Below are 1,254 nucleotides of genomic sequence, written 5' to 3' on the forward strand. Positions count from 1 at the left end.
ATACAGTATTGCTTCCGGGTCTGCTAGACGAGCCGCAAGAAATCCTTCGTATACAAAATCTGAACCGATAGCTTTAAACCAAGGGTTTTCAGGACGTATTGCTGTTTTCCAACTTGAACCGTTACTGTCCGGAAAAGCTTCATTTAAAACGTCCCATGAATAAATTTTTCCTTTAAAATGAGTCACAACATCGGTAATATATGTTTTCATTGCTGCAAGCGCTGCCGCTTTTTGTTCGGAAGTAGCGGGAGAACTCGCAGAAGTTCCAATGGCTGTTTGCCAAGAGGGAATTTGACTGTGCCAGAGTAATGTATGCCCGATAACTTTGAAACCAGAAGCAATAGCGGAATTTACAAAACTGTCCGCTGTAGACCAATTATAGTTTCCTTGGCTTGATGAAATTGCGCTGGGCTTCATGCTGTTTTCCGCTGTAACCGCGTTAAAATGACGAGCCAATGGTGATCCGCTTGAAACACTGCCTGTTGCTATATTTCCAACAAGAAAGCCTTCAGGAAATCTGTCCTTAAGCGGCGGCAAATCCATAATTTTTTCCTGCGCTTCTGTAGTTGCAATTACTTTAAATTCTTGGGTTTTATTATTCGATGCTTCAGCGGTGATTATTACTTCCGCTCTTGCCGGACCTTCCGTATACTTTTTATTTCCGCCTTCCGCCTCTGAAAAACTGGTTATGACAGCGGTTACAATACCGCCTGAAGAAACCGAAACTTTTGACGAGTTGCCGGAAGACCATGTTATGGTTTTACCGCTCATTCCGGCATCAAGCATGGCAGTAAGGTTTTTACTGTTGCCAACGGTCAATAGTACCGTACCACCCGCAGGTATTTCAGGCTCTTCTTCCGGTTTATTACACCCAAAAAATAAACAGAAATATTATTAAGATTATACCAATTTGTCTAATATTCATTTTTTCCTCCTGAAAAATACAAAAATTATATAGTTAATTATATCACATTAATGACTATTTGTCATGCAGAAATTCCTAAACCCGGTTTTTATTTTACGCTGTTCAAGCAGTTTATCTTATCCTTTTTCACTAGCTCTGGTTCGTAGTAAATTTCTTCATTCCAAAATTTGCAGTTGCTATTTGTAGAAATTTTTTAATCATCAAATAATCTTTTAATTAAATGCGTCAAAAATTAATTTCGCATAACAAATAAACGTAATGATGATTATATTTATATCATCTTATTTTTAGGAGAGTTAAAATGAAAAAATTAATTTTTGTCGTAGGAG

Annotated in this window: 1 protein-coding gene; it reads right to left on the reverse strand. The window is 37.6% G+C overall.

Features of this window, described 5'->3' with window-relative positions; translation table 11 throughout:
• A partial coding sequence (locus ACYVTD_RS13145; protein ID WP_461248191.1) for an endo-1,4-beta-xylanase occupies positions 1-819 on the reverse strand: 819 nt, incomplete at its 3' end.
• Positions 820-1,254 lie beyond the last annotated feature (435 nt).

This window comes from Treponema sp. R6D11 (assembly GCF_054786075.1).